This is a genomic window from Ruegeria sp. HKCCD3925, assembly GCF_057221175.1.
The window spans coordinates 326,106-352,385 of the sequence record NZ_JBWVBI010000003.1 but is presented as its reverse complement, the minus strand read 5'-3'; the positions used below and the strand labels follow the sequence as shown (position 1 = coordinate 352,385).

Below are 26,280 nucleotides of genomic sequence, written 5' to 3'. Positions count from 1 at the left end.
GAACCAGATTTATTGCAATAATCAATGGTTTCTGGAAAGTTCCTTATGTGGATTATGCGCAACAACACAAAGAAAGAGACCGCGCAAAATGCGCGGTCTTTGTCTCGTAAAGGTCTGAAACTTAGTTAGTTTGTGCAGGGAATTGGGGTCTCTACGGTCTCGCCGCCACGACGGGTGCGGATTGTGCAGACCTTCTCCGGAGCCGCGACGGGGGCCGGGGCCCTCTCTTCAATGCCAAGCAAAGACTGCTGATCGACTTCAACCACCTCTGCCACCTTGTCATCTTGAGCGCCAACCAGTGCCAGCGACATGCGACCCGTGTTCTGAGCCTGTGCCAAAGCGGCGATCTGTTGTGGCGTCGCTGCAACTGTGACCGTGCGAGCAATGGTTGTGCCGGTCACATCCAGACCCGCCGACTGATCAACAGCGACCAATTCGATGTTCGTCAGTACCAAACGAGTAATCTCACCGCGGCCAGAATCGCTGGTGCCACGCAATGAGCCGGTCCAATACACGTCCACCGTATCGCCCGGGCGCAAAAAGCCCGATACGCCAGATGCCACATCAACGCTTATCGCAAATGCGCGCATTCCCTTGGGCAATTGTGACCTGAGGCCAGCAGTCTCGCCTGGATTGGTGACTTTGACTTCCATAATCGCTTCGTCTTTCTCCATCGCGCGGAGAACGAATCGTTCATTGTTTTTGATTTCCGGGAATAGGGTTGTCATGTCCACGAAGGCACCCTCGGGAATCGCATCCTCAGGCCACTGAACGACGCGGATATCTTCCTGGTTCAAACGTTCGCCGTATTTGAAGGAGCGATTCGAAACCAAAACGCCTACGGTCGGGACGATGCCCGCCTGCGCATTGGCAAGCGCCTCTTCGCGCAACTTGCGTTCCTGTGCAAGTTTGGCCTGATTGTCCGTGATGTATTCGCGTGCCATATAGACAGCACCACCGGCCAACGCGACCCCGATGATAAGAACAAGTCCAAAAACAGCTCGCATTTGTCCCTCTTTATTTTCCGTAGACCGCGACTCTTGAAGTCACATCGATTCAGGATCCAAGATATTTTTCAATTGTGTCGAAAAAGCGGACAATCCCGGTAATTTTTGGCAGAAAATACGCTTATTCGCAGGGTTGCCGTTTCGCTAGTAAATGGGAACGGGCCCGCGCTACTCAAAGACCATCTCTTCTACTTCTACATTTGCGATCGGCTGTCCCGCTGTTAGAAGTCCTTGGCTCAGGATGAAGTAGATTATTGCGGCGAGACCTGCGATTGCAGCAGTTAAAACCACCCAGTCTACGGTTATCGCGCCGGTCTCATCGGTTCGGAAACTATATACTCTTTTTAACATTGGACTATACCGGATCGCTCTCTTCTGAAAACAAAGGGGCCACGCCTTTGAGTAAAGACATGGCCCCAAGTTGTTATGCTAGACCGATAACAGATTATTCGGTATCCGGAACTGTCACAGTTACCGAACCCAGAGCGTCATCGATGTTGCCTGCCAGGCTGCTGGCACCATTGTGAATCTGGTTGTAAGCAACGGCTGCCAGGCCAACAACAGCTGCGGTCAGAACGACCCAGTCTACAGTTACGGCGCCGTCTTCGTCTTTGCGGAAGTTCTTGATGAACTTGATCATGTTATGTCCCTCCTAAAGGATCAAAAATTAATTAACCTCGGCGTCTTTCAGAGCTTTCTCTCTCAGTCCGCTCCCGATCGTCTCGGTATGGATATATGTTTGACCCCTGTGCGTGGCAGGAATTGGGCCAAACCAATATTTTTTTGCTCAAAGCTTAATTTTTTGTTGGTGAATTTAGTAACTAATTGGAAATAAATAAAAAAAATCACACCTTTTTTGTACTTCCGTTGCGTGGGCGATGCAAAATGGCGGCAATTGAGGCGAAATTGCCCCAATTCGCTTGGTTTTTCTGGTGTTGCGGGCCGTTATGATGTTCAAAATGCTTCAAAAGATAAGAAATCGAGGCAGGCAAATGTATTTCCGGGACGCAGTAATATGCGCCGGTGCAGCGGTGTTTCTGATGGCGGGTGCAATTCCTGTCACTGCAACCGAAACCGAGCCGCGCGGCGTCTATAAGCGCATAAAGGCCCCTAAACCGGGGACACGTCCGCGCGTGACGATTCAGATCACGCCCGAACAACATGCAGCATCACCATCAGCCCCCAGCACTGGCGCCAAGCTGGAAGTGCCTGAGATTGCCGCTATCGCAAAGCCGCCCCCATCGGTTCCTCAGAAGATTGCGGGGGCGACCAAGCCAGTTGGCTCTTATAAAGCATTCTGGAGCCGGGTATCCCCCGATCTGGCGCAGGCCAGCGCAGGTAGGCTGAGAGAGGCCGTTCAAGCGCTTACTGCCACGGGTGTCGCGGCGCCGCGTCTGCAGACCTTGCAAGACATCGCAGAAAAGCGAGGTGTGGATATTCTACGTTCGACCGTAGGGACCAATGTCTCACCCGCACTTGTCCTGGCCGTTATCTCGGTAGAATCTGCGGGCCGCACACAGGCTGTCAGTTCTGCCGGGGCGCAGGGCTTGATGCAATTGATGCCAGCTACCGCCGAACGTTTTGGGGTAGAGGACAGCCTGAAACCTGAACAGAATATCGAAGGTGGGGTCAAATACCTGCATTGGCTCATGAACGAGTTCGACAATGACCCGATTCTCGTTTTAGCAGGTTACAATGCCGGCGAAGGGGCCGTGCGCAAGCATAGTGGTGTGCCACCTTATGCCGAGACCAGAGACTACGTGCCCAAGGTTCTGGCCGCGTTTCAGGTCGCGAGTGCTCTTTGTACAACAACACCGCAGTTCGTTTCGGACCCCTGCATTTTTCAGACTTCGAACTAAAAAAGGCCCGCGTCGCAGCGGGCCTTATGTTTCATTGGCCTGAAGTCAATCTACGATTGTTGCCTGAGTCGCTCCTCGCATCTCGTGCTCGCTGACGCCATCGGCCAGTTCGACGATCTTCAGGCCGCCTTCGACGACATCCAGAACACCCAGATTGGTGATGATGCGATCCACAACGCCTTGGCCAGTCAGAGGCAGCGTGCATTCCTTCAGCACTTTTGAATCACCATGCTTGTTGGTGTGATCCATCACTACAATCACGCGACCAACGCCAGCGACCAGATCCATCGCACCGCCCATACCTTTGACCAGCTTGCCGGGGATCATCCAGTTGGCGAGGTCTCCTTTCTCGTCCACTTCCATCGCACCCAAAATCGCAGCAGCGATCTTACCGCCTCGGATCATGGCGAACGAGGTCGCGCTATCGAAGTAAGAGGTGCGGGACAGTTCGGTAATCGTCTGCTTGCCTGCGTTGATCAGGTCAGCGTCTTCCTCGCCCTCAAACGGGAAAGGCCCCATGCCCAGCATACCGTTTTCGGACTGTAGGGTGATGTCCTTGTCCCCTACATAGTTCGCCACCAGCGTCGGAATACCGATGCCGAGGTTCACATACATGCCGTCTTCCAGCTCTTCTGCCGCACGTGCGGCCATCTGATTGCGATCCCAGGGCATTATGCGTCCTCCTTCTTGCGGGTGGTGCGCTGTTCGATGCGCTTTTCGTGGCTGCCTTGGATAATGCGATGCACATAGATGCCGGGCAGGTGGATGCCATCCGGGTCCAGCGAGCCGCGCGGGACGATTTCTTCAACCTCAGCCACACAAATCTTGCCGCAAGTCGCTGCGGGCACGTTAAAGTTGCGGGCGGTCTTGCGGAACACGAGGTTCCCGGTGTCATCGGCTTTCCACGCCTTTACGATCGCGAGGTCGGCGAAGATGCCTTCCTCCATGATATAGGTCTCGCCGTTGAAGTCCTTGTGCTCTTTGCCTTCCGCGATCACCGTTCCTACGCCCGTCTTGGTGTAAAACCCGGGGATGCCAGCGCCACCGGCCCGCATCCGCTCGGCCAGTGTGCCTTGTGGATTGAATTCCAGCTCCAGTTCTCCACTGAGATACTGGCGCATGAATTCGGCGTTTTCCCCAACGTAAGAGCTGATCATCTTTTTGACCTGCTTAGTCTGCAGCAGGATGCCGATGCCAAAATCATCCACACCTGCGTTATTCGAGGCAAATGTCAGATCCTTCGCGCCTGAGGCCTTGATCGCTTCAAGCAGCATTTCCGGGATACCGCACAGCCCAAAGCCGCCCGCGGCGATCAGCATGCCGTCCGATATCACCCCATCGAGCGCCTCATCGGCATTGTCATAGATTTTCTTCATGGAAAACTCCCCCAATGACATGGTGTTGGGCCGATTTGTGCCGCCACGTCACGGGGAAGTCAACGAATCCAAGGGGCAGGTGGTATTTCTACCTAACTTGCTTTCTTGGTGGTCTTCTTGGCAGCAGCTTTCTTCTTGGGGGCTGCCTTTTTCTTTGTGCCTTTCTTGGCCGCGCGTTCATTGACCAGTTCGATGGCCATTTCCTGGGTCACATCCTCGGGCTTGATGTCTTTGGGGATCGTCGCGTTGACCTTTTCCCATTTCACATACGGCCCATAGCGCCCGTCCAACACCTGCATCGCGCCGCCGTCGGGATGGTCGCCCAGCTCTTTCAGCGGCTTCGCGGCCGCCCGACGTCCGCGACCTGGATTGGCGCGTTTTTCGGCCAACAGTTCGACGGCGCGGTTCATGCCGATCTCAAACACATCGTTCGGGTCTTTGAGGTTGGCGTAGACAGGCTTTGCCTCGTCGGCCAACTGATGCATTAGATAAGGTCCAAAGCGACCAAAGTTCGAACTGATGATGCCGCCTTCGGGGTGCTCGCCGATCTGACGGGGCAAGGACAGAAGCGTCAGAGCTTTCTCCAGATCCATGTCGTCTTTGCTCCAGCCACGGGGCAGGGACGCACGAGGAGGCTTCTTGTTCTCAGGCGTGGGCTCTCCACGCTGGACATATGGCCCAAATCGACCGGATTTCAGCCAGATCTCATCGCCCCCATCTTCGCCCAGCAAACGCTCGTCACCTTCCGCGCCCTCACCAGCGATCGGACGGGTATAAGTGCACTCAGGATAGTTGCCACAACCGACAAACCCGCCGGTGCGCGAAGTTTTCAGATGTAACTGGCCAACACCGCATTTCGGGCAAATGCGCGGGTCCGAGCCATCTTCACGCGGCGGATACAGCTGCGGTGCCAGCGCTTCGTCCAGCTTGTCCAGCACTTCCGAGATACGTAGCTCCGATGTCTCACCAATCGCGGCAGAGAAATCGCGCCAGAACTTGCCCAGCAGATCCTTGTAGTCGCGTTCACCTGCGCTGACGTCGTCAAGCTCTTCTTCCAGATTGGCGGTGAACTCGTAGCCCACATACTGGCGAAAGAAATTCAGCAGGAAGATGGTGACGATCCGGCCCTTTTCTTCGGGGATCAGCCGATTCTTGTCTTTACGTACATATTCACGATCCTGAATCGTGGTGACAATCGAGGCATAGGTCGACGGACGCCCGATCCCCAGCTCTTCCATCCGTTTGACCAGCGTGGCCTCTGTATAGCGCGGCGGCGGTTGGGTGTGATGCTGCAGCGCCAGAACGGATTCGTTCTCGGCCAGAATGGCGGCCTTTTCCGAGTCGGCGGTGGCCTTGGCAAACTGATCACGCAGCGAGGTCTTGGCAAAACGTGCGGGATCGCCCTGCATGATCTGTGGCAAGCGCTTGTCGTCATCGTCGACCACGTCATCGCGGCCTTCTTCGTAAACGCGCATGAAGCCATCGAACAGCACCACCTGACCGGTGGCGCGCAGGCCAACCTGACCGTCCGTGCTGGTAATCTCGACAGTCGTGCGTTCAAGCCGTGCGGCAGCCATCTGACAGGCAATGGTGCGTTTCCAGATCAGATCATAAAGCTTGCGCTGATCCTCATCGGTCACCTTCAGCGCCTTGGCATCGCGCGACATATCTGTCGGGCGAATACACTCGTGTGCTTCCTGAGCGTTTTTGGCCTTGTTTTTGTACATGCGTGGGCTGTCTGGCACGTATTCCGCACCATAACGGTCGGCGATTGCATTGCGCGCTGCCGCCACGGCCTCGGGGGCCATGTCGATGCCGTCGGTTCGCATGTAGGTGATGTATCCGGCCTCATACAGCCGCTGGGCCACCTGCATTGCATGGCGTGCGCCCATGCCGAACTTGCGGCTGGCTTCTTGCTGCAAGGTCGACGTCATGAACGGAGCAGAGGGGTTGCGCGCGGCAGGCTTGGCCTCGACGGACGTCACGCTCAGATCACGGCTGGTGATCGCCTGAACCGCCAGCTCAGCCTGCGTTGCGTTGGCCAGATCGTGCTTGTCCAGTTTCTTGCCTGCCAGCGTGACTAGACGCGCCTCGTAGGTTTGTCCCCTAGGCGTCTCGAACACAGCCTTGACCGACCAGTATTCGACCGGCTTGAAGGCTTCGATCTCCATCTCGCGTTCGACGATGAGGCGCAGGCAGACCGATTGCACGCGCCCCGCTGAACGGGCACCCGGCAACTTGCGCCACAGAACGGGCGACAGGTTGAACCCTACCAGATAGTCCAGCGCGCGGCGGGCCAGATAGGCCTCGACCAGCGGCATATCGACCTCACGCGGGTTCTGCATCGCCTCGGTCACGGCGTCCTTGGTGATCGCGTTGAACGTCACACGGCTGACTGGCGTATCCTTCTTGATCGAACGCCGCTTGGTCAGCGCTTCTTGGAGGTGCCAGCTGATTGCCTCGCCTTCTCGATCAGGGTCGGTCGCGAGGATCAGTGCGTTGTCTTCTTTCAGAGCGTCGGCGATCGCCTTGACATGCTTACGGCTGTCATTGCCGACCTCCCATTTCATTGAAAATTCATGCTCGGGATCGACCGACCCATCCTTCGGCGGCAGGTCCCGCACATGGCCATATGAGGCCAAAACGGTGTAGTCGGGGCCAAGATACTTATTAATCGTTTTTGCTTTGGCCGGAGATTCTACAACAACTACGGGCATTTAAGAGGAATCCTCGCTCGACGGATTTTGCGCTTTGTATGACCGTGCAAAATGTGTGGGGCAAGATCGAATTGTCAATGCGTTCGTTTTCACTACTAAAAATACTCTGAATTCAAGCCGGTTCTGGCCGCACCGCTCGCGAAATCCGGTGTCGAATCCGTTCGATAGCTTAGGCGCAAAGTGACAGCAGGCCGCCTGGTTGCCGCTGAATCTTGCCCTCAAGCTCCAGATCGACCAACACAGGGCCGACTTCGCCCGCAGATGCTGCGATGTCCCGGATCAACTGGTCTTCCGCGATCGGAGATGGGCCAAGTCGAGTCAGAATCGCCTCGTGCAAGGCTTGGGGCGTGATTTCGGCTGTGTCTGCCTCGGGTCCAAGGGGTAGGATTTGTTGGGCGGAGGATTGTAGCTGTTGCTTGGGCAAAGCATCAATCACGTCTTCTGCATTGCGGACGAGTATAGCCCCGTCTCGGATCAGCAGATTGCATCCTGCCGCGCGGGCGTCAAAGGGATGGCCGGGCACGGCCAGAACCTCGCGCCCTTGGTCCAGGGCGTCCCGCGCGGTGATCAAGCTGCCGGATTTCGCCGCGGCCTCGACAACGACCACTGCCTGCGCCAGACCCGAGATAATGCGATTGCGGCGCGGAAAATGTCGTGCCTGAGGTGTTGTGCCCATCGGTTGTTCAGACAGGCGAAGACCGGTTTCTGCGATATCTCGCGCAAGATCGGCATTTTCGGCCGGATAAATCACATCTACCCCACCTGCTAACACTGCCACAGTACCGGTCGCCAACGTGGCGAGGTGCGCCGAGGTGTCAATGCCGCGGGCAAGCCCCGAGACCACGACATAGTCTTGCTTACCCAGATCCGTCGCCAACGCCCGCGCCATGCGCGCGCCCAGTGAAGAACAGTTCCGTGCCCCGACCATGGCAATTGCCCGGCGTTTCAAGATCGACGGATCGCCGATTGCCCAAAGCATCGGGGGCGCATCCGAAAGGTCACATAACGCGTAAGGGTAATCGGCGGCCCCAAGGCACAAAAGCCGCGCTTTGGCGATCTTTGCGGCCTTGAGCTCCGCCTCAATTACGCCGGGCGGGCAGATTTCATAATCCTCGATCCCGGCAGCGCGCGCCATTTCCGGCAACGCGGCCAGCGCGTTCTGCGCCGAGCCATGTTCGCGCAATAAGCGCCGGAATGTTGCCGGCCCTACTTTGCGTGAGCGCAACAGACGGAGCCAGGAAAACCGGTCCTCTTCCGTGGTGGGTGGGAGTGGGGGGTGATTGGAAGAAAGCTGCTCTTCGGTCATCCGATGCTCCGCCTGATTGCAAAACTGGTTTACGGTGCAGCGGGTTAACAGCCTGTGAATCTTATAAAACTAGATCGGTATTTTTCGAACCCAACCCTCGGAGAGATGATTATCTCATTGAAAGAAAAAGAGAAAATTCGTGCGAATTTTCTTGGCACACATAGTCCATGGATGAGTTTTTGATTTGACGCGAAGGGTAGTGTGTTAACCCTTCGCGCCTTGATTCTTCTTTTGAGCCGACTCAGGTGGCAGAGCCGCCCACAGTCAGCCCATCCATCAAAACGGTAGGTTGGCCGACACCGACCGGCACCCATTGCCCATCCTTGCCACATGTGCCCATGCCGGGATCCAGCGCCATGTCATTGCCCAGCCCACGAATGCGTTTTAGCGCCGAGGGGCCGTCGCCAATCAGCGTCGCGCCTTTGACCGGAGCGCCGATCTTGCCGTTCTCGACACGATATGCCTCGGTGCAGGAGAACACGAACTTGCCGTTGGTGATGTCGACCTGGCCACCGCCGAAGCCCACAGCCCAGATGCCGTCTTTGATATCTGCCACCAACGAGGCCGGATCGGCATCGCCACCCAACATGATCGTATTGGTCATGCGCGGCATCGGTTTATGGGCGTAGCTTTGACGCCGGCCGTTCCCGGTTGGAGAAACGCCCATCAGGCGTGCGTTCTGTCGGTCCTGCATATATCCGGTGAGGATTCCATCCTCGATCAGAACTGTACGCGAACTGGGTGTACCTTCGTCATCCATTGATATCGAACCGCGTCGGTCTGCAATCGTCCCATCATCCACGACTGTTACACCTTTCGAAGCGATCTGCTGCCCCATCAGCCCGGCAAAAGCGGAACTGCCCTTGCGGTTGAAATCACCTTCAAGCCCGTGGCCGATGGCCTCGTGCAACAGAATGCCGGGCCATCCGGGGCCCAACGCGACTTCCATCACGCCGGCAGGTGCAGGGACGGCATCCAGATTGACCATCGCGATCCGCAGAGCCTCACGCGCCTTATCTTGCCAGTCTGAGGGATCGATCAAGCCATCCAGCCCCACGCGACCGCCACCTCCGGCAGAACCGCTTTCGCGTCTGCCGTTCTGTTCTACGATAACCGAGATGTTCAGGCGGGTCATCGGGCGTATATCGCGCACCTGCACACCATCGGGGCGAAGAATCTCGACCTCCTGCACTGCAGCGGCAATCGTGGCGCTGACTTGCACAACCCGGGAATCCAGATCACGGGTAAAAGCGTCTATCTCGCGCAGTGTCTCGATTTTGACCGGGAAGGCGGCGGATTCGATCGGGTCTTCATCGGTATATAACCTGGTATTGGTGGCACGTGGTGGCCCGGCCAGCGTCCCACCACCATCGCCGACCGCCAACCGCGCGGTTTCGGCTGCACGCTTCAGAGAGGGAATCGAAACATCCGTTGAATGCGCGTATCCAGCCACTTCACCCTGCACCGCGCGAAGACCGAATCCCTCGGAAGCGTCGTAAGAGGCCGTGCGTAATCGGCCGTCATCAAACACCAAAGATTCGGATTTGCGCCGTTCTACGAACAGTTCCCCATCCTCGGCGCCATCAGTTGCAGCCTTCAGTACAGCAAGCGCTTCATCCTTGGGAAGAACGCTTTCAAACGGGCGAAACGGGGCCTGAGTCATCAGTTGTGACCTTTCGGGTTTGATCCAGATCAAAAATAGCGTCTGTTTGACGCAAGCATTTTGCTTTATCTACCCGACGGAATATGGTTTTTAACGCGGCCAAAGACAACGGGAGAGGTGCGACCGATTCACACCTTTTCGCGAGAGACGCAAAGATCAAACGATCAGGACAGAAAATGAAGAATGCTTTGATGCTTTCCGGGCTTGCTACGGCCCTCTCCAGCCTTCCCGCCATGGCTCAGGAGCTTGAGATTATTGGCAAGCCGGTTGACGGCGGCATGGGGTTCCAGCCTGCTGCCACCAGCCTTGCTGAAGGGATTCAGTCGCTGGACAACATGATTCTGGTGATCATCACCGCGATCTGTGTGTTTGTTGCGGGTCTGCTGGTTTACTGCATCGTACGCTACAACCAGCGCGTAAACCCGAACCCGGCTCGGTTCTCGCATTACACTCCGGTTGAGATTGCATGGACATTGGGCCCGATCCTGATTCTGGTCTTCATCGGAGCGTTCTCGCTACCGGTTCTGTTCAAACAGCAGGAAATTCCTGAAGGCGACATCACCATCAAAGTCGTGGGGAACCAGTGGTACTGGACCTACGAATATGTCGATCATGACTTTGCCTTCGATAGCTATCTTCTGGGCCACCCGGCCACCCTCGACGAGGGCGCGCGCCCGGCGGATGCCGACGTAACACCGTTTGTTCTGGACGATGCGATGCGGGCGAAGCTGGCCGATGCAGGCTATGGCGAAGACGAATGGCTTCTCGCCACCGACACCGCGGTCGTTGTTCCGGTCGGCAAGATTGTCGTGATGCAGGTTACTGCATCGGACGTGATCCATTCCTGGACCATTCCTTCGTTCGGCGTGAAGCAGGACGGCGTTCCTGGTCGTCTGGCCGAACTGTGGTTCGAAGCAGACAAGGAAGGCGTCTATTTCGGACAGTGCTCTGAGCTGTGCGGTAAAGACCATGCCTATATGCCAATCACTGTCAAAGTGGTCAGCGAAGAGGCATATGAACAGTGGCTGCAGGGCGCGCTTGAAGAATATGCAGGTCAGCCTGCTTCCTACCAAGTGGCCTCGAACTAAGCCCTTTGCGGCCTAGGTAAACACATGCGGGCTGCGCGGAAATCGCGCAGCTTTTGCCCCGAAAAGGACCGGATATGAGCGACGCAAGCTTCAATGCCAGCACCGTCTCTGCGCAGACCCGCGCGGACGAGGCCAGCTTTGGTGATTATTTCGCCCTGCTGAAGCCGCGCGTGATGTCGCTGGTCGTATTCACGGCTTTGGTCGGACTACTTGCGGCTCCTGTTCCGATACATCCGTTTGTTGGCTTCTGCGCCATCCTGTTCATCGCTATTGGTGGCGGTGCATCCGGCGCCCTGAACATGTGGTGGGACGCGGATATCGACCGCGTGATGAAGCGCACCAAAGGCCGTCCAATCCCCTCTGGCAAAGTTGAAGAAGGCGAGGCATTGGCGCTGGGTCTGGCTCTGTCTGGCCTGTCCGTGATTATGCTGGGTTTGGCAACCAACTGGTTTGCAGGGGCGTTTCTGGCCTTCACTATTTTCTTCTATGTTGTCGTCTACACGATGTGGCTGAAACGCTCGACGCCTCAGAACATCGTCATTGGTGGTGCCGCGGGGGCGTTCCCGCCGGTCATCGGATGGGTCGCGGCCACTGGCTCGATGACGCTCGAACCGTGGTTGATGTTTGCCCTGACATTCATGTGGACACCTCCGCATTTCTGGGCGTTGGCCTTGTTCATGCGCTCGGACTATGACGATGCCGGGGTGCCGATGTTGACCGTCACGCACGGCCGCCGTGCAACGCGCTGGCACATTCTGGTCTATACCGCGTTGCTGGCGTTGCTGGCGGTGGGGACTGCGTTCTCGGATATCGGAGGCCCGATTTATCTGGTCGTTGCGCTGGTTCTGAATGGCTTGTTTCTGCGGGGGGCCTGGCAGATTTCTCGTCGAAACGAAGACGATTCGGAGGCCGACAACTTCAAGGTCGAACGCAGTTTCTTCAAACTGTCGCTGCTGTACCTGTTTCTGCATTTCGGCGCGATCCTCGTCGAGGCCCTGTTGAAACCTTACGGATTAGGAGGCTGGTCATGAGCCTGCGCAAAACTCACGAACTTCACCAAAGACGGTTCAGCCGCAATCTGGGCGTCGGCCTGACACTGGCCGCGTTCATCGTGATCATCTTCGGCCTGACAGTCGTCAAGGTCTCGAACACAGATTTTAGTCTGGCGACGCAGCAGGTGCAGAACTGATGAAGTTGACGGGGCCACAGAAAACGGTCGCGCAACTGGTCGGCGTCGTCGTCCTTATGGGCGGTTTGGCATGGGCAGCGGTGCCGTTTTATAATTGGTTCTGCCGGGTCACGGGGTATGGAGGGACCACGGGGGTTGCCGAGAAAGCCCCTGATGACATTCTCGACCAAGTGGTGACAGTCCGATTTGATGCCTCCAAGGCCAAGGGTATGCCGTGGGAATTCAAGCCCGTCGAACGCGAGATGAAAATACGTATCGGTGAGACAGGTCTGGCGTTCTACGAAGCGTACAATCCAACCGACAAGCCCGTCGCAGGGCAGGCGTCCTACAACGTGGCGCCCTATTCCGCCGGGGGGTATTTTCAGAAAATCGCCTGTTTCTGCTTCGATGAACAGGTGTTGGAGCCGGGTGAGCGAGTCGAGATGCCCGTTACGTTCTTCGTCGATCCCGAACTGATCGAAGATCCCGAAGCAAAATATGTGCATACGATCACGCTGTCGTATACATTCTATGAGATTGATCTGCCCGAGGGCTATGCCGCCCTTGACGTGCAGGCTGAGACAAACAAGAACTAACGCCTGTAGGTGAGGGACGCTGATGGCACACGCAAAAGACCATGATTACCACATTCTGAACCCGTCAATCTGGCCACTGATCGGCGCGGTAAGCGGATTTGTGATGCTGTTCGGGGCCGTTCTTTGGATGCACGGGATTACCCCGTGGATCTTCTGGATGGGGCTGGTCGGGGTTCTTTATACCATGTTTGCATGGTGGTCCGAAGTCGTGGTTGAAAGCCGTCAGGGCGATCATACGCCGGTCGTGCGTATCGGCCTGCGCTATGGCTTTATCCTGTTCGTGATGTCCGAGGTGATGTTCTTCTTCGCCTGGTTCTGGTCGTTCTTCAAACATCGCATGTATCCGATGTACGACTATGCCGGTACTGAATACATCCAGCCGGATATCCACGCCGTTGATCCGTTCCACCTGCCGCTGATCAACACTTTGGTCCTGTTGCTGTCGGGTTGTGCGATTACTTGGGCCCACCACGCGCTTGTTCATGACAATGACCGCAAGGCGCTGATCAATGGTCTGGCCATTGGTATCGTTCTGGGCATCGCCTTTACTGCGCTTCAGGCGTTTGAATACTATGAGTTACTGGCCCATGAGGGTTGGGAGTTCGGTGGCGATCAGTTCTATTCGAACTTCTTCATGGCAACCGGTTTCCACGGCGCGCATGTGATTATCGGCACCATCTTCCTGTCGGTCTGTCTGATCCGCGCCCTGAAGGGGGACTTTACGCCCGAGAAACACGTCGGTTTCGAGGCTGCCGCTTGGTACTGGCACTTCGTTGACGTCGTCTGGCTGTTCCTGTTTTTCGCCGTCTACATCTGGGGTCAGGCCCCGCTGATGTAACGCCACGCAGGTGATCCAATTGCAAAAGCCGCCCCACGGGGCGGCTTTTTCTCAATCAGGGGCGCAAGATTGCGCCCCATACAATTACATGGTTGCACTTCGGTTCACGTGCCCCTTAACAAGGCGCCGGTTCCCGCAACAAGGTCTGATCCCAATATGCGTCGCATTCTGTTTCTGCTGATCTTCGGCTTTGCCGGTCTGGGCCTGCTGTTGTCGCTGGGCATTTGGCAACTGCAGCGGCTGACCTGGAAACAGGAGGTGCTGGCCGAAATCGAAAGCCGCATCGCTGCCGATCCTGTCGCCTTGCCATTGCAGGTGTCCGAAGATGCGGACAAATACCTGCCGGTGACGGTCACAGGCGAGATCGAACCGGGCGAGATCCACGTTTTGGTTTCGGTCAAGCAGGTGGGGCCGGGGTATCGGATCATCCAGTCCTTTACCACCGACGACCGGACTATTCTGGTGGATCGCGGCTTTGTGCCGACCACAGCCAAGCAGGCTGTTCGCCTGACTGGCCCGATGGAAATCACCGGCAACCTGCACTGGCCCGATGAAGTTGATGGCTACACGCCTGACGCAGATATTGACGGCAACATCTGGTTCGCCCGTGATGTGCCCAATCTGGCCGCCGCGCTGGGGGCTGAGCCGGTGTTGCTAATTGCCCGCTCGGAAACCGATCCGAATGTAACGCCAATGCCGGTGGATACGGCGGGCATCCCCAACGATCATTTGCAATACGCAATCATCTGGTTTGGTCTTGCTCTGGTCTGGGCCGCAATGACCGGATACTTCCTGTGGCGCAGCCGTGCCAATTCCGAAAGTGACGCGACATGAAATACATCTCGACCCGCGGGCAGGCGCCCGAACTGACCTTTGAAGAGGCGATGCTGACCGGACTGGCCCGTGATGGTGGTCTGTACTTGCCCGCTGAAATTCCGGTGATGTCGCAGGACGAAATTGCTGCGTTGGCTGGCCTGTCCTACGAAGAAATCGCATTCCGCGTGATGTGGCCCTATGTGAGTGGCTCGTTCTCCGATGATGAGTTCAAAAAGATCATAGCGCGCGCTTATGAGGGCTTCGGCCATGACGCCCGCGCGCCCTTGAAGCAGCTGAACGAGAACCATTTTCTACTGGAGCTGTTTCACGGACCCACACTGGCCTTCAAAGATTTTGCCATGCAGCTAATCGGCCAGCTGTTCCAGGTCGCGCTCAAACGGCGCGAAGATCGCGTTACCATTGTCGGCGCGACGAGCGGTGACACCGGTTCTGCCGCAATCGAAGCGTTCCGTGGCCTGGATGCGGTGGATGTGTTCATCCTGTTCCCGCATGGCCGTGTTTCGGAAGTGCAACGCCGTCAGATGACGACTCCTGCCGACAGCAATGTGCACGCTTTGGCCGTGGATGGCGATTTCGATGACTGTCAGGCCGCGCTGAAAGACATGTTCAACGATTTCGACTTCCGTGATGGGGTGAAGCTGGCCGGGGTGAACTCGATCAACTTCGCCCGTGTGCTGGCACAGATCGTTTACTATTTCTCCGCCGCCGTCAGCCTCGGCGCGCCACATCGCAAGGTCAGCTTTACCGTGCCGACAGGGAATTTCGGTGATATCTTCGCAGGCTATCTGGCCAAACGCATGGGGCTGCCCATCGATCGTCTGGTGGTGGCGACCAACCAGAACGACATTCTGCATCGCTGTCTCTCGGGCGAGGGATATTTCAAGGGCGATACGATCCCCTCAATCAGCCCTTCGATGGATATTCAGGTTAGCTCGAACTTTGAGCGCGCACTGTACTACGCCTATGGCGAAGATGGTGGCGCAGTCGCTCAGTTGATGGACGAACTCAAGAGCGGAGGCTTCAATGTCAGCCAAGGCGCAATGGAGGCTCTGCGAGAAAGCTTTGACTCGGGCCGCGTTTCTGAGGACGAGACGCTTGAGACGATCAGGCGCACGATGGTCCACAGCGCCGAGTTGGTTTGTCCGCACACCGCCGTTGGGATCAAAGTGGCTGAAGACCACCGCGCTGCCGATGTGCCCATGATCACGCTCGCAACCGCGCATCCCGCGAAGTTCCCGGCGGCGGTCGAGAAGGCAAGCGGCGAACATCCGCCTCTTCCATCCCGCATGTCTGATCTGTATGAACGTCCAGAACGGGTGACCCGCGTTGCGAACGATCTGGGTGCCCTTGAGGATCATATCAGAAGGCATATTGCTGAGTGACAGTCAGACAGGACCAACTGAAGAACGGATTTCGTATCGTCAGTGAACATATGCCGGGGCTGCAATCTGCGGCCATCGGCATCTGGGTAACCGCCGGTGGTCGGCACGAGCGGATCGAGCAGAACGGTATCGCGCATTTCCTTGAGCATATGGCGTTCAAGGGAACCCAGCGGCGTTCTGCGCTGCAAATCGCCGAAGCGATCGAGGATGTGGGCGGGTACATCAACGCCTATACCTCGCGCGAAGTTACGGCCTATTATGCACGCGTACTGAAGGACGATGTGGCGCTGGCCATGGACGTGATCGGCGACATCGTTCTGAACCCGGTTTTTGATCCGCGCGAGATTGAGGTCGAGCGTGGCGTGATCCTGCAAGAGATCGGTCAGGCCTATGATACGCCCGACGATGTGATCTTTGATTGGCTGCAAGAGCAGAGCTATCACGACCAGCCCTTGGGCCGGACCATTCTGGGGCCGACCGAGCGGGTCAGCGCGTTCTCGCGCGAGGACCTGTCAGGATTTGTAGCCGAGCATTACGGGCCGGAACAAATGATCCTGTCCGCTGCGGGTGCGGTGGATCATGATCAGTTGATGAAAATGGCCGAAGAGATGTTCGGGCATCTGCAGCCGAGCAAGGGCCTTGTCCCCGAGGCTGGCCGGTTCACCGGCGGTGAGGCGCGGCAGGAGAAAGAGCTGGAGCAGGCGCATTTCGCGCTGGCGCTGGAAAGCCCGGGCTATCGCGATGATGCGATCTATACGGCCCAGATTTACTCGACCGCTCTGGGTGGCGGCATGTCCTCGCGCCTGTTTCAGGAAGTGCGCGAAACTCGCGGGCTTTGTTATACGATCTTTGCTCAGACCGGTGCTTATGCGGATACCGGTACGACAACGATTTACGCAGGCACCTCGGCCGATCAGGTGGGCGAATTGGCGACGATTACCATCGACGAGATGAAGCGCGCTGCCGAAGACATGAGCGCAGAAGAGGTTGCCCGTGCGCGGGCCCAGATGAAGGCCGGGATGCTGATGGGGCTGGAAAGCCCGTCGAACCGGGCCGAACGTCTGGCGCGGCTGGTGCAGATCTGGGGACGTGTGCCCTCGCTTGAGGACACCGTGGCCAAGATCGATGCGGTCAGCACCGAGGACGTGCGTGCCTTTGCCGAAGACATGGCAGTCAAAGCCCCTGCAGCGCTGGCGTTGTATGGGCCGGTCTCGGGCGCACCGACGCTGGTGGATCTGCAGGAGAGGCGTGCGGCGTGATGCTGTTAGGCAGACGCAAGCTGAAACTCGAAACCGAGCGCTTGACGCTGCGCCCGCCCATGCATTCCGACTTCAACGACTGGACCGCCTTGCGGCGTGCCTCAAAGGACTATCTGGTGCCGTGGGAGCCGGTTTGGGCCAAGGACCATCTGAGCCGAAAGTCGTTTACCAACCGGGTCTATTGGGCCCAGCGCTCAGTCGCGAGTGGAACGGCGATACCTCTGTTCCTGTTTCGTCGCACAGACAATATTCTGCTGGGGGCGATCACGTTGGACAATGTTCGCCGTGGTCCGGCGCAGGCTGGCACCTTGGGCTATTGGACTGGGCAGGCCTTCGCGCGTCAGGGTTTCATGCGCGAAGCAATTGGCGCCGTTGTTCATCACGCCTTCACCCGTCTGGATTTAAGCCGGATCGAGGCCGCGTGTTTGCCTGAGAACAAGGCCTCTCGCGGTCTGCTGGAAAGCTCAGGCTTCAAATACGAAGGCGTGGCGCAGTCTTATCTGCAGATCAATGGGCGCTGGAGAACGCATGTTCTGTATGCCAGCTTAAGGTCCGATCGTCGGGGCAAGACTGAGGCAGGCTAGAGGGCTCTGCCGCCAGGCATGGCAAGCCTCCTGTCCTGGAGATATCCGTGGCCAGATCAACAAGGGCATGACTTGTTGGCTCATTGCGCTACACTTGCCCTATGTGGCGGTTTGTTGCGGGACTGATGATGATTGCAGGCGGGGCTGTGGCGCAGGAGCGGCGGCCTAGTCACTGCATCGCCATCGCAGATGCGGCACCGGGGATTGAATATCTTCACAAAGCGGCGTGGCAGGATCCCGTGCCCGAGTTTTCGGTTCGTATCAGCTATGTCGCGCATGCATCGTTTCTGATCCAGACACAGGGCGGGCTGAACGCGGTGACCGATTTCACCGGTTTTATCGGCGGCGCTGCGCTAATTCCTGACGTGGTCACAATGAACCATGCGCACAGCACCCACTGGACTGCCCATCCCGATCCGGCCATCCCGTATGTCTTGCCGGGCTGGGGAGAGTTCGGCGAAGGCATCGAGCACCATCTTGATCTGGGTGAGATGCTGATTCGCAATGTGTCGACCGATATCCGTTCGGCCTATGGCGGTATTGAAGATCGCGGAAACTCGATCTTTGTGTTCGAGGTCGAAGGGTTGTGCATCGGCCATCTGGGGCATCTGCATCACATTCCGTCGGATGAACAATTCGCTGCACTGGGTCGGCTGGATGTGGTCATGGCGGCGGTGGACGGAGGCACCACGATGCCCTTGCCCGAGATGGTTCAGGTTCTGAAACGCCTCAAAAGCTCGGTCATTATCCCGATGCATTGGTTCTCGGACTTTTCGCTCCAGCGGTTTTTGGTGGATATTCGGGATGAATTCCCGGTTGAACGGGATGGGGTGTCCGAGATTGTCGTCTCGTTGCGCACGCTGCCCGACAGGCCGACGGTTGTGGTGCTGGAGCCTCAGTACCTGATAGAGCTGGAATAGGGCTTGTCGCGGCCCGTGGCCTTTGGCAGGGAAGAGCCATGAAACTGAACCCTGCAGACAGCCGCCTTGCCGAAGCAATCAGAGCCCGATTGGGTGCTGACGTTTTGCGCCCGATTGCAGATCGTTACCTTGAAGAGCCGCGTCAGCGGTTTGTCGGGCAGCCCGGTTTGCTTGCCTTGCCGCGCACCGTGGAAGATGTGTCGGCTTTGGTGCAATTGGCCGCAGACGCTCGGGTGCCTGTTGTCCCTTATGGCGGCGGCACCGGTCTGGTAGGAGGGCAGGTTGTTCCGGATGGTCCCGCCCCTTTGATCGTTTCCCTGGAACGGATGACGGCGATACGGGCGACTTACCCCACCGAGAACATACTTGTGGCCGAGGCCGGTGCCATTCTGGCCGACGTCCAGACTGCCGCTGAAGACGCGGACCGTCTATTTCCCCTGTCGCTGGCTGCGCAGGGTTCTTGCCGGATTGGCGGCAATCTGGCCACTAATGCGGGTGGCGTGAATGTGCTGCGCTATGGCAATGCACGCGATCTGTGCCTGGGGCTTGAAGTGGTATTGCCCAGTGGTGAGATATGGCACGGGCTTAGCCGGTTGCGTAAGGACAACACCGGTTATGACCTGCGTAACCTGATGATCGGGTCCGAAGGGACACTTGGCATCATTACGGCGGCGGCGTTGAAGTTGTTCCCGCGACCCAAGGGCGTTGGAACCGCAATGTTTCAGGTCTCCTCACCCGAGGCTGCCATTGATCTGTTGTCAGTGGCGCGGGATCAAGTGGGGGAAGCGGTCAGTACGTTTGAGCTGATCCATGGGCAGGGCCTCGAATTCCTGACCGAGGTTTTGCCCGACGTGCGGCAACCCTTTGAGGCAACACCGGAATGGAGTGTGTTGATCGAGCTGGGCTTGTCGGTCGGCCAAGACCCTTCGGACATGCTTGAGGCGATTTATGTCGCCGCTGATGAGCGCGATCTGGTCCGCGATGCGGTCATCGCGCAGAGCGAAGCACAGCGGTCCGAACTCTGGGCCGTGCGCGAGCGCATCCCCGAGGCCAACCGGCTGATCGGATCAGTTTCCAGCCATGATATCTCGGTCCCGATTTCCCGCATTCCAGAGTTCATTCGGCGCGGTGCGGATGTGGTGGCCGGGCAGGGGCCGTTTCGCGTAAACTGCTTTGGACATCTGGGCGACGGTAATCTGCACTATAACGTGTTTCCACCCGCCGGGCAGGATAAGGCGGATTTTGTCGCACAGCGGGGCGCGGTCAAACGCGCGGTACATGATCTGGTTCATGAATTTGGTGGATCGGTCAGCGCCGAACACGGTGTGGGTCGGCTCAAAACAGATGATCTGGAACGCTATGGTGATCCGGTCAAGTTGCAGGCCATGAGGGCGATTAAAACAGCGCTTGATCCTCAGGGGATTATGAACCCCGGGGCGGTTCTGGCCTAATAGACGCGCCCCGGACGTATACCGGGGCGCTGCGGTTCTTTACGACGCGGGCAGAATGACCTTGTCGATCACATGGATCACGCCGTTCTCGGCTTCGATATCGGCTTGCACAACGTTGGCATCATTCACCATGACGCCATTGTCGAGATCGATGGTGATATCTCCGCCCTGCACGGTGGCGGCGGTCATGTCATCGGACAGATCACCCGACATCACTTTGCCCGGGACAACGTGATAGGTCAGCACTGCGACCAACTGGTCCTTGTTTTCGGGCTTCAGAAGATTTTCGACCGTGCCCTCGGGCAGCGCTGCAAAGGCCTCATCCGTTGGGGCGAAAACGGTGAACGGCCCTTCGCCTTTCAGCGTTTCAACCAGTTCGGCGGCCTGAACGGCAGCGACGAGCGTTTCAAAACTGCCCGCGCCCACCGCAGTATCGACGATATCCTTGGCGTGCCCATCTGCCAAAGCAGAGGTGGTCAACAGAAGACTGGCAACTCCAGCAACAGCGAATTTGCGCAACATGACATGATTTCCCTTGTTGAGAATGCCTTAGGTGGCATCATTCGGGGTACGCAGTCAGGTCGCGACAAGATCACAGAATCCAGAGGCAACTGTTTCTTGAATGTGACCCCAATCGCGCTAAGCCTGCGGCGCACGCGATTTCCAGTCACGAGTTTGTGAAGTTTGTGGAGATCAGAGCCCTTCGAACTCGCACAGAACGTGCACGTCCATGCCCAAATCTTCCAGCGCTTTGCGACCACCCAATTCGGGCAGATCGATGATGAACGCGCATGAGATGATCTCGCCGCCCAGCCGTTCGATCAGCTTGATCCCCGCGGCGGCGGTGCCTCCGGTAGCCAGAAGATCATCAACGACCAGGATCTTCTCACCCGGCTGGATGGCGTCATCGTGAATTTCGACTATCGCCTCTCCATATTCCAGCTTGTAGTCCTGGCTGATCGTGGTGCCGGGCAGTTTGCCCTTTTTGCGGATCGGCACGAATCCAACGCTCAGCTGGTGGGCAATCGCACCGCCCAGAATAAAGCCGCGCGCCTCAAGGCCCACAACTTTGTCGATTCGCTCACCGGCGTAAGGGTGCAACATCTGGTCGATTGCCATGCGGAACCCACGCGGGTCGGCAAACAGGGTGGTGACATCGCGGAACATGATCCCTTCATGCGGGAAATCGACGATGGTCCGAATGTAATCCTTGACCGTTTTGTTTCTGGACATGGGCCACCCCTTTGGCATCAAACACGCGCGGGGTATTTCGCCCATAAGGTACGGTCATGCAAGAGAACTCTGGCCCCTGCGGCTACTTGCTGCGGCCGCGCATGGCGTTAGGCAGGCCGTAGTAGCGATACAGCGCGTTCGGAAGCCAGGACAGGTGCGGCTTGCGCCAGTTGCGTTGATCCCGAAGAAGAATGGCTTGCGCGACATGAAGGTTCATTGCTTTAATCTCACTTTTGCTGTTATGTGCCCGATATCTACATATTATATGCTGTGTATATACAATGCATCGCACTTAGAATCAAGGGCAGGACGGGGACTGGACGTGTGACCAAGAAAGATGGAAAGAAATCTACGAAGAAAAACAGTCAGTTGGTTTTGCGCCTCGACAAGGATGAGCGCGATGCATTCGTCGAGCTTTGCAGGGATCTAGACACCTCTGCCGCCCGCGAAATCCGCCGGTTTATCCGGGGGTTCATGAAGGAAAACGCTGAAAACTGAAATCACGCCGGGCGGCGCAGAACCGCTGTGGCGATGCCCATTCCTATCAGGGTCAACCCTCCGAACCGGGTCATGGTCGTGATGACATTCGCGCGTCCGATCATCCGGCGTAACTTGTCCGCCAGCAGCGCATAGGCCAGCGCGTTCAGCCCCGCGAGACCCACAAATGTTGCGATCAGGATCGCGAATTGCGGACCCAAAGGCTCGGCTGGACGCAAGAATTGCGGTACGAAAGCGATGAAGAAGGCAATGGACTTCGGGTTCAGCGCGGTGACTGCAGCGGCATGGCCAAAAACACTGCGGGCGGTCACGTCACGTTCGGTTTCAATTGCTTGCAGCCCGCCCGACGGCGCGCTGCGCAGGAGTTTGACACCCAGCCAGACCAGATAGGCTGCCCCAACCCATTTCAGCACGGTAAACAGTGTGGCAGAGGCCAGCACCAGCGCCCCCAGCCCCAGCAGCGACGCGGTCATCGCCACCAAATCCCCCAATGCGACCCCGGTGGCCGAGGCAACCGCCACACTGCGTCCTTTCGACAGCGCATAGCTAAGCACCAGCAACACGGTCGGGCCTGGGATCAGCAGCAGCGCGGTCGAAGCGGCCACAAAGGCCAGCCAGATTTCAATGGACATGGAATATCCTATTAGAGTGTTTCCCACACCAAGCCTTGGCACGACGTATTGGTCAAGGCTTTGCGGGCACATTCTCGTGGTGAAACACCGGCTCCAACGGGTTGGCGTTCGGATTTGCGAAGCCGGGGTCGCCTAAATACCGAGGACATGGGGCAGGGAATTCAGGCGTGCAATGCGATCTGGGATTGCCGCAACAGGTTTAAGATTGGATGAAGCTTGGCTTATGCATCTTGAAACGCCTCCAATGTACCCCACTCTCGCAATGCGACCCAAAGGAGGGAGCCATGGTTCAAACCCAACACGCTGAGGCCGATACCGGCCGCGCCAGATCCGGTGTCGAGCGCCTCAAAAGAATCTTGGTAGGACTGCTGTTGGCCGGGGCGATCTTGTATGCGGGCGTCCTCGGATACATGTTTTTCAACCAGCAATCTCTGCTGTACAAACCCGAAGGTACGTTACCGGATCCGGCTTCGGTGGGGTTGGCGGATGTTGATGCGCTATCGCTGACAATGGCTGATGGTACTGCCCTGACGGTCTGGGCAGCACCCGCTGCAATCCCGGATGCACCGACCGTCCTATTCTTCCACGGCCAAAGCGGCAATCTGGGGGACCGTGCTGAACGGCTGCGCGAAATCCTCAACTCGGGCTACGGGCTGCTTGCCGCCAGCTATCGCGGCTTTCCGGGCAGCGAAGGCGAGCCCGCGGAACTGGCGCTGATCTCTGATGGAGTTCAGCTCTATGACAGGCTGGCGGGTCAGGGCAAAGCTGTGGTGCTGCACGGTCAGAGCCTCGGCACCGGCATTGCCGCCGCTGTGGCTGCCGAGCGTCCCGATGCAGAACTTCTGGTGCTTGAGGCCCCGTTCACTGCAACCGTTGATGTCGCGGCGGAACGCTATCCTTTCCTGCCGGTCTCAGCCTTGATGAGGGATCAGTTCGCCACACGTGATCTTATCGAACAGATCTCGGCGCCGACGTTGATTTTTCACGGCACCGAGGATGAAACAATTCCACTGCATCACGGAAAAGCTCTGGCCGAGATGTCCGATACCGCGCAGATTTACGTGATCCCCGACGGCACCCACAACGATTTGTGGTCGCGTGGCCTATGGGACGAGGTGCAAAAGAAACTGTCGCAGTACTGAGTTTATAACACCCGCCCAGCCACAGCATCCAGCTTGGCCAACAATTCCGGATCGCGCTTTTCAGGCGCGGTCAGGATGGCATACTCCAGCGCCCGGTCGCAGCCATGCGGGCAGGGCGCACGGTCGGTCCCCAGCATAGCGGGTAGACCTTTGACCAATGCCCGGCCTTTTTCCGCATTACCGGTCAGCGTGGCGATGATGGCGGCCACGTCGACTTCACCGTGATCAGGGTGCCAGCTGTCATAGTCGGTGACCATGGCAATTGAGGCATAACAAAGCTCGGCCTCGCGGGCGAGTTTCGCTTCGGGCATGTTGGTCATGCCGATCACGTCGCACCCCCATTGTTCGCGATATAATTTGGATTCCGCCAATGACGAGAATTGCGGTCCTTCCATCGCCAGATAGGTTCCACCTCGGTGGATGGTGATGCCAGCCGTCTTGCCAGCAGTCTCACAAGCGTCCGACAGGCGCGGGCAGGTCGGATGCGCAACACTGACATGGGCGACGCAGCCAGTCCCGAAAAAGCTCTTTTCACGGGCAAATGTTCGATCGATGAACTGATCCACGATCACGAAATCACCCGGCGCCATATGCTCGCGGAACGACCCGCAAGCCGAGACCGAGATCACATCCGTTACGCCAAGCCGTTTCAACGCGTCGATATTGGCGCGATAGGGCACCTCGGTCGGCGAGTGCACATGTCCGCGACCGTGACGCGGCAAGAAGGCCATTTCGACCCCATCCAGCGACCCGGTCAGGATCTGATCCGACGGATTGCCCCATGGCGTTTCCACAGTGACCCACTCGGCATTCTCTAGACCATCGATGTCATAAATGCCTGATCCTCCAACGACGGCGATTTTTGTTTGGGTCACGAGTGCTCTCCGTTGAAAATTCCTGCTGTGTGAGTTCTGCGGGCCACAGCTTCATTTGACAAGTGGGTTCAACGGTTTGTGTGCGCTTGGGTCAAGCTATGCGCACGGCGCATATCAGGGTCCCGCCTGGCGCGGTATCTCAAGACCGGTTTGACCGCTAGAAGGCCCCTTTCGCGCGAACAAAACCGACCAACAGGACCGATCCATGCCCCGAGCCATGCTGGCAAGCTTTGCCAATCGTATAGCCAAACCCGATTTGCGCTGGGTCCCGGATGAGGGATTGACCTTTTCCCGCCTGCGGATCGAGTTGCTGTCCGGTCTCACCGTCGCCTTGGCGCTGGTCCCCGAAGCCGTGGCCTTTGCCTTTGTCGCCGGGGTGCACCCTCTGGTCGGGCTTTATGCCGCATTCCTGGTTGGTCTGATCACTGCGTTGATCGGTGGTCGCCCCGGCATGATCTCGGGCGCAACCGGGGCGCTTGCGGTTGTCATGGTCGCATTGGTTGCGCAGCACGGGGTCGAATACCTGTTCGCTACAGTGGTGCTGATGGGGATTATGCAGATCATCGCAGGTGCGATGCATTGGGGCCGGTTCATCCGACTTGTGCCGCATCCGGTGATGCTGGGCTTTGTGAACGGCCTGGCGATTGTGATCTTTCTGGCGCAGCTGGGGCAATTCAAAGTGCCCGGAACCATGGAAAATACTGGCCACGGCATGGGCGGTGGCGAGTGGCTTTCAGGCCTACAGCTCTACACAATGCTGGGTCTGGTTGCTCTGACCATGGCTGTGATCTGGATCATGCCCCGCATCACCCGCGTCATCCCAGCGCCTCTGGCCGGGATTTTTGTTGTCGCTGCTTTGGTCATTGGCATTGGGCTGGACGTCCCGCGTGTCGGTGATCTGGCTTCGATCGAAGGCGGCTTGCCCAGCTTCCATATACCTATGGTGCCGCTGAACTGGGAGACCTTTGAAATCATCCTGCCCTATGCCCTGATCCTTGCCGCCATCGGTCTGATTGAATCCCTGCTGACGCTGAACCTTGTGGGTGAGATTACCGGCAAGCGCGGTGGTGCCTCGCAGGAATGTATCGCGCAAGGCACAGCGAACGTGGTCACTGGCTTCTTCGGCGGTATGGGCGGTTGTGCGATGATCGGTCAGTCGATGATCAACGTGAAGTCAGGCGGGCGCACGCGTATCGCAGGTATCGCTGCAGCGCTATTTCTGTTGCTCTTCATCCTGGTGGGTTCGCCTCTGATCGAGCAGATTCCACTGGCCGCACTTGTCGGTGTGATGTTCATGGTGGTGATCGGAACCTTCGCCTGGAATTCGCTGAAGATCATGCGCAAGGTGCCTTTGATGGATGCGTTCGTGATCGTACTGGTGACAGTCGTCACCGTGATGGAAGACCTTGCAGTGGCTGTTGTGGTCGGTGTGATTGTCTCTGCCCTGGCTTATGCATGGAATAACGCCAAACGCATCCACGCGGTTACGCGCGACTCGGAAACGGAAGAAGGGGCGAAGGTCTATGAAATTCAGGGCCCGCTGTTCTTTGGCTCGTCCGAGGGCTTCGTGGAGCTGTTCGACGTAACAAACGACCCCGAGACCGTCATCATCGACTTTGCAGCCAGCCGTGTCGTGGACCAATCCGCGCTGCAGGCTATCGAAAACATCGCCGCCAAATACGAAGCGGCTGGCAAACGCGTCATGCTGCGGCACCTGAGCCGTGACTGTCATACACTGCTGAACAAGGCCGGCCATCTGATGGTCGACAGCGATGATGACCCGGATTACGAACTGGCTGTGGATTATTCGGTCCGCACCGGTATTCTGGGCGGGCACTGAATACGCGAA

The 26,280-nt window shown here is 57.5% G+C and carries 28 protein-coding genes; 15 read left to right on the top strand and 13 right to left on the bottom strand.

The genetic code is table 11. The annotated features are described in order from the left end of the window. Positions 1-125: 125 nt before the first annotated feature. The 3 genes from cpaB to AC2TEM_RS09195 all read right to left on the bottom strand — a co-directional run bounded on the left by cpaB (position 126) and on the right by AC2TEM_RS09195 (position 1,647). A complete protein-coding gene (gene cpaB, locus AC2TEM_RS09205) occupies positions 126-1,007 on the bottom strand; it encodes a Flp pilus assembly protein CpaB (RefSeq protein ID WP_170424295.1) in 882 nt (293 codons plus the stop codon). 168 nt (positions 1,008-1,175) lie between these two features. Continuing rightward, positions 1,176-1,358: a hypothetical protein gene (locus tag AC2TEM_RS09200; RefSeq protein ID WP_170424293.1), complete on the bottom strand. Its 183-nt coding sequence runs from the start codon at positions 1,356-1,358 to the stop codon at positions 1,176-1,178. A 94-nt stretch (positions 1,359-1,452) separates the two neighbouring features. Then, positions 1,453-1,647, bottom strand: a complete 195-nt coding sequence (locus tag AC2TEM_RS09195) for a hypothetical protein (protein ID WP_170397337.1) — start codon at positions 1,645-1,647, stop codon at positions 1,453-1,455. A 352-nt stretch (positions 1,648-1,999) separates the two neighbouring features. On the opposite strand from AC2TEM_RS09195, the gene AC2TEM_RS09190 reads away from it, so the two are divergent. Further along, on the top strand, positions 2,000-2,866 hold the full coding sequence (locus tag AC2TEM_RS09190; protein ID WP_170424291.1) for a transglycosylase SLT domain-containing protein: 867 nt from the start codon (positions 2,000-2,002) through the stop codon (positions 2,864-2,866). Between the two features lie 45 nt (positions 2,867-2,911). Here the strand turns inward: AC2TEM_RS09190 and AC2TEM_RS09185 are convergent, their stop codons facing one another. The 5 genes from AC2TEM_RS09185 to tldD all read right to left on the bottom strand — a co-directional run bounded on the left by AC2TEM_RS09185 (position 2,912) and on the right by tldD (position 9,928). Next, the gene (locus tag AC2TEM_RS09185; protein WP_170424289.1) at positions 2,912-3,538 is read right to left on the bottom strand and encodes a 3-oxoacid CoA-transferase subunit B; all 627 of its coding nucleotides are present in this window, start codon (positions 3,536-3,538) and stop codon (positions 2,912-2,914) included. Beyond that, complete coding sequence (locus AC2TEM_RS09180; protein ID WP_170404323.1) at positions 3,538-4,242, bottom strand: CoA transferase subunit A; 705 nt, start codon at positions 4,240-4,242, stop codon at positions 3,538-3,540. The genes AC2TEM_RS09185 and AC2TEM_RS09180 overlap by 1 nt, the downstream gene beginning before the upstream one ends. A gap of 92 nt (positions 4,243-4,334) precedes the next feature. Then, positions 4,335-6,959: a type I DNA topoisomerase gene (topA, locus tag AC2TEM_RS09175; protein WP_170424287.1), complete on the bottom strand. Its 2,625-nt coding sequence runs from the start codon at positions 6,957-6,959 to the stop codon at positions 4,335-4,337. Positions 6,960-7,128: 169 nt separating this feature from the next. Next, on the bottom strand, positions 7,129-8,265 hold the full coding sequence (gene dprA, locus AC2TEM_RS09170; protein ID WP_170424285.1) for a DNA-processing protein DprA: 1,137 nt from the start codon (positions 8,263-8,265) through the stop codon (positions 7,129-7,131). Between the two features lie 241 nt (positions 8,266-8,506). Beyond that, on the bottom strand, positions 8,507-9,928 hold the full coding sequence (gene tldD, locus AC2TEM_RS09165; RefSeq protein WP_170424283.1) for a metalloprotease TldD: 1,422 nt from the start codon (positions 9,926-9,928) through the stop codon (positions 8,507-8,509). A 176-nt stretch (positions 9,929-10,104) separates the two neighbouring features. Between tldD and coxB the strand changes: the two genes are divergently transcribed. The 11 genes from coxB (at position 10,105) to AC2TEM_RS09110 (ending at position 20,051) form a co-directional block, all read left to right on the top strand. Further along, positions 10,105-11,016: a cytochrome c oxidase subunit II gene (gene coxB, locus AC2TEM_RS09160; RefSeq protein WP_170397324.1), complete on the top strand. Its 912-nt coding sequence runs from the start codon at positions 10,105-10,107 to the stop codon at positions 11,014-11,016. A gap of 74 nt (positions 11,017-11,090) precedes the next feature. Beyond that, entirely contained in the window at positions 11,091-12,047 is a 957-nt protein-coding gene (cyoE, locus tag AC2TEM_RS09155; protein ID WP_170397322.1) for a heme o synthase, read from the top strand. Further along, on the top strand, positions 12,044-12,205 hold the full coding sequence (locus tag AC2TEM_RS09150) for a hypothetical protein (protein ID WP_170397320.1): 162 nt from the start codon (positions 12,044-12,046) through the stop codon (positions 12,203-12,205). Before cyoE ends, AC2TEM_RS09150 begins: the two co-directional genes overlap by 4 nt. Beyond that, positions 12,205-12,780, top strand: coding sequence for a cytochrome c oxidase assembly protein (locus AC2TEM_RS09145; protein ID WP_170397318.1), 576 nt, complete (start codon positions 12,205-12,207; stop codon positions 12,778-12,780). Before AC2TEM_RS09150 ends, AC2TEM_RS09145 begins: the two co-directional genes overlap by 1 nt. Positions 12,781-12,802: 22 nt before the next feature. Continuing rightward, positions 12,803-13,618: a cytochrome c oxidase subunit 3 gene (locus tag AC2TEM_RS09140; RefSeq protein ID WP_170397316.1), complete on the top strand. Its 816-nt coding sequence runs from the start codon at positions 12,803-12,805 to the stop codon at positions 13,616-13,618. Positions 13,619-13,774: 156 nt separating this feature from the next. Continuing rightward, the gene (locus AC2TEM_RS09135) at positions 13,775-14,452 is read left to right on the top strand and encodes an SURF1 family protein (protein WP_170424281.1); all 678 of its coding nucleotides are present in this window, start codon (positions 13,775-13,777) and stop codon (positions 14,450-14,452) included. Next, a complete protein-coding gene (gene thrC / locus AC2TEM_RS09130; RefSeq protein ID WP_170397312.1) occupies positions 14,449-15,837 on the top strand; it encodes a threonine synthase in 1,389 nt (462 codons plus the stop codon). The genes AC2TEM_RS09135 and thrC overlap by 4 nt, the downstream gene beginning before the upstream one ends. Continuing rightward, positions 15,834-17,096: a M16 family metallopeptidase gene (locus tag AC2TEM_RS09125; protein WP_170424279.1), complete on the top strand. Its 1,263-nt coding sequence runs from the start codon at positions 15,834-15,836 to the stop codon at positions 17,094-17,096. The genes thrC and AC2TEM_RS09125 overlap by 4 nt, the downstream gene beginning before the upstream one ends. After that, entirely contained in the window at positions 17,096-17,680 is a 585-nt protein-coding gene (locus AC2TEM_RS09120) for a GNAT family N-acetyltransferase (RefSeq protein WP_170397308.1), read from the top strand. The genes AC2TEM_RS09125 and AC2TEM_RS09120 overlap by 1 nt, the downstream gene beginning before the upstream one ends. 101 nt (positions 17,681-17,781) lie before the next feature. Continuing rightward, a complete protein-coding gene (locus tag AC2TEM_RS09115; RefSeq protein ID WP_170424278.1) occupies positions 17,782-18,600 on the top strand; it encodes an MBL fold metallo-hydrolase in 819 nt (272 codons plus the stop codon). Positions 18,601-18,638: 38 nt separating this feature from the next. Beyond that, positions 18,639-20,051, top strand: a complete 1,413-nt coding sequence (locus tag AC2TEM_RS09110; RefSeq protein WP_170424276.1) for an FAD-binding oxidoreductase — start codon at positions 18,639-18,641, stop codon at positions 20,049-20,051. Between the two features lie 39 nt (positions 20,052-20,090). On the opposite strand, the gene AC2TEM_RS09105 is transcribed toward AC2TEM_RS09110, so the two are convergent. From AC2TEM_RS09105 to AC2TEM_RS09095, 3 genes are all read right to left on the bottom strand, one after another. Beyond that, positions 20,091-20,573: a fasciclin domain-containing protein gene (locus AC2TEM_RS09105; RefSeq protein WP_170424274.1), complete on the bottom strand. Its 483-nt coding sequence runs from the start codon at positions 20,571-20,573 to the stop codon at positions 20,091-20,093. 171 nt (positions 20,574-20,744) lie between these two features. Further along, on the bottom strand, positions 20,745-21,284 hold the full coding sequence (locus tag AC2TEM_RS09100) for an adenine phosphoribosyltransferase (protein ID WP_010441681.1): 540 nt from the start codon (positions 21,282-21,284) through the stop codon (positions 20,745-20,747). Between the two features lie 82 nt (positions 21,285-21,366). Beyond that, positions 21,367-21,501 (bottom strand): hypothetical protein, encoded by a 135-nt coding sequence (locus AC2TEM_RS09095; RefSeq protein ID WP_255612018.1) that lies wholly within the window; start codon positions 21,499-21,501, stop codon positions 21,367-21,369. A 107-nt stretch (positions 21,502-21,608) separates the two neighbouring features. Here AC2TEM_RS09095 and AC2TEM_RS09090 point away from each other — a divergent pair, with 107 nt between their 5' ends. Then, positions 21,609-21,782, top strand: a complete 174-nt coding sequence (locus tag AC2TEM_RS09090) for a hypothetical protein (RefSeq protein WP_170397300.1) — start codon at positions 21,609-21,611, stop codon at positions 21,780-21,782. Between the two features lie 2 nt (positions 21,783-21,784). Here the strand turns inward: AC2TEM_RS09090 and AC2TEM_RS09085 are convergent, their stop codons facing one another. Next, positions 21,785-22,414, bottom strand: coding sequence for a LysE family translocator (locus AC2TEM_RS09085; protein WP_170397298.1), 630 nt, complete (start codon positions 22,412-22,414; stop codon positions 21,785-21,787). 284 nt (positions 22,415-22,698) lie between these two features. Between AC2TEM_RS09085 and AC2TEM_RS09080 the strand changes: the two genes are divergently transcribed. Next, on the top strand, positions 22,699-23,556 hold the full coding sequence (locus AC2TEM_RS09080) for an alpha/beta hydrolase (protein WP_170424272.1): 858 nt from the start codon (positions 22,699-22,701) through the stop codon (positions 23,554-23,556). A 2-nt stretch (positions 23,557-23,558) separates the two neighbouring features. On the opposite strand, the gene AC2TEM_RS09075 is transcribed toward AC2TEM_RS09080, so the two are convergent. Then, positions 23,559-24,431, bottom strand: a complete 873-nt coding sequence (locus AC2TEM_RS09075) for an S-methyl-5'-thioadenosine phosphorylase (protein WP_480856146.1) — start codon at positions 24,429-24,431, stop codon at positions 23,559-23,561. Positions 24,432-24,636: 205 nt separating this feature from the next. On the opposite strand from AC2TEM_RS09075, the gene AC2TEM_RS09070 reads away from it, so the two are divergent. Next, positions 24,637-26,271, top strand: coding sequence for a SulP family inorganic anion transporter (locus AC2TEM_RS09070; protein WP_170397293.1), 1,635 nt, complete (start codon positions 24,637-24,639; stop codon positions 26,269-26,271). The last annotated feature ends 9 nt before the right edge of the window (positions 26,272-26,280 follow it).

Bases quoted from the DNA above. Each gene is read 5' to 3' on its own strand.
- cpaB (WP_170424295.1), bottom strand. From the start codon at position 1,007: ATGCGAGCTGTTTTTGGACTTGTTCTTATCATCGGGGTCGCGTTGGCC.
- AC2TEM_RS09200 (WP_170424293.1), bottom strand. From the start codon at position 1,358: ATGTTAAAAAGAGTATATAGTTTCCGAACCGATGAGACCGGCGCGATA.
- AC2TEM_RS09195 (WP_170397337.1), bottom strand. From the start codon at position 1,647: ATGATCAAGTTCATCAAGAACTTCCGCAAAGACGAAGACGGCGCCGTA.
- AC2TEM_RS09190 (WP_170424291.1), top strand. From the start codon at position 2,000: ATGTATTTCCGGGACGCAGTAATATGCGCCGGTGCAGCGGTGTTTCTG.
- AC2TEM_RS09185 (WP_170424289.1), bottom strand. From the start codon at position 3,538: ATGCCCTGGGATCGCAATCAGATGGCCGCACGTGCGGCAGAAGAGCTG.
- AC2TEM_RS09180 (WP_170404323.1), bottom strand. From the start codon at position 4,242: ATGAAGAAAATCTATGACAATGCCGATGAGGCGCTCGATGGGGTGATA.
- topA (WP_170424287.1), bottom strand. From the start codon at position 6,959: ATGCCCGTAGTTGTTGTAGAATCTCCGGCCAAAGCAAAAACGATTAAT.
- dprA (WP_170424285.1), bottom strand. From the start codon at position 8,265: ATGACCGAAGAGCAGCTTTCTTCCAATCACCCCCCACTCCCACCCACC.
- tldD (WP_170424283.1), bottom strand. From the start codon at position 9,928: ATGACTCAGGCCCCGTTTCGCCCGTTTGAAAGCGTTCTTCCCAAGGAT.
- coxB (WP_170397324.1), top strand. From the start codon at position 10,105: ATGAAGAATGCTTTGATGCTTTCCGGGCTTGCTACGGCCCTCTCCAGC.
- cyoE (WP_170397322.1), top strand. From the start codon at position 11,091: ATGAGCGACGCAAGCTTCAATGCCAGCACCGTCTCTGCGCAGACCCGC.
- AC2TEM_RS09150 (WP_170397320.1), top strand. From the start codon at position 12,044: ATGAGCCTGCGCAAAACTCACGAACTTCACCAAAGACGGTTCAGCCGC.
- AC2TEM_RS09145 (WP_170397318.1), top strand. From the start codon at position 12,205: ATGAAGTTGACGGGGCCACAGAAAACGGTCGCGCAACTGGTCGGCGTC.
- AC2TEM_RS09140 (WP_170397316.1), top strand. From the start codon at position 12,803: ATGGCACACGCAAAAGACCATGATTACCACATTCTGAACCCGTCAATC.
- AC2TEM_RS09135 (WP_170424281.1), top strand. From the start codon at position 13,775: ATGCGTCGCATTCTGTTTCTGCTGATCTTCGGCTTTGCCGGTCTGGGC.
- thrC (WP_170397312.1), top strand. From the start codon at position 14,449: ATGAAATACATCTCGACCCGCGGGCAGGCGCCCGAACTGACCTTTGAA.
- AC2TEM_RS09120 (WP_170397308.1), top strand. From the start codon at position 17,096: ATGCTGTTAGGCAGACGCAAGCTGAAACTCGAAACCGAGCGCTTGACG.
- AC2TEM_RS09115 (WP_170424278.1), top strand. From the start codon at position 17,782: ATGTGGCGGTTTGTTGCGGGACTGATGATGATTGCAGGCGGGGCTGTG.
- AC2TEM_RS09110 (WP_170424276.1), top strand. From the start codon at position 18,639: ATGAAACTGAACCCTGCAGACAGCCGCCTTGCCGAAGCAATCAGAGCC.
- AC2TEM_RS09105 (WP_170424274.1), bottom strand. From the start codon at position 20,573: ATGTTGCGCAAATTCGCTGTTGCTGGAGTTGCCAGTCTTCTGTTGACC.
- AC2TEM_RS09100 (WP_010441681.1), bottom strand. From the start codon at position 21,284: ATGTCCAGAAACAAAACGGTCAAGGATTACATTCGGACCATCGTCGAT.
- AC2TEM_RS09095 (WP_255612018.1), bottom strand. From the start codon at position 21,501: ATGAACCTTCATGTCGCGCAAGCCATTCTTCTTCGGGATCAACGCAAC.
- AC2TEM_RS09085 (WP_170397298.1), bottom strand. From the start codon at position 22,414: ATGTCCATTGAAATCTGGCTGGCCTTTGTGGCCGCTTCGACCGCGCTG.
- AC2TEM_RS09080 (WP_170424272.1), top strand. From the start codon at position 22,699: ATGGTTCAAACCCAACACGCTGAGGCCGATACCGGCCGCGCCAGATCC.
- AC2TEM_RS09070 (WP_170397293.1), top strand. From the start codon at position 24,637: ATGCCCCGAGCCATGCTGGCAAGCTTTGCCAATCGTATAGCCAAACCC.